Raw genomic sequence first — 272 nt, 5'->3', positions numbered from 1 at the left:
ACTCCGTCACGACATCCCTGTCGTGCCGGCTCTCTCTACGAATACTTAAGCTAAAAACCGTCCACGCCTTTTGTTTTGACGTTGACCTTTTTCGGCACGTTGTTCTTCAGCCGAAGTGAGGAATGTAGGCTAGGATTCGCCGACAGGGATGTCGGCGAAAGAACGGAGGAGCCAGGACAAATTTGCCTGGAGCAAATTTGAACAAAGCTTGCGTTAGCCCCGTAGGGGTGAGGCGCATGGATGCGCCGAATACTCGCGATTGCCGTTCGTTC

Annotated in this window: 1 protein-coding gene; it reads right to left on the bottom strand. The window is 52.9% G+C overall.

What is annotated here, in order from left to right; all coding sequences use genetic code 11:
• Positions 1-50 precede the first annotated feature (50 nt).
• Positions 51-272 (bottom strand): hypothetical protein (locus tag HMPREF3091_RS22755; RefSeq protein WP_210403574.1); only part of this gene is annotated, 222 nt, incomplete at its 5' end.

It is taken from the genome of Hafnia sp. HMSC23F03 (assembly GCF_001816025.1).
In the GTDB taxonomy this organism is placed as follows: domain Bacteria; phylum Pseudomonadota; class Gammaproteobacteria; order Enterobacterales; family Enterobacteriaceae; genus Hafnia; species Hafnia paralvei.
Note: the sequence above shows the minus strand (reverse complement) of the source record. Positions and strands in the feature narration are given on the sequence as shown.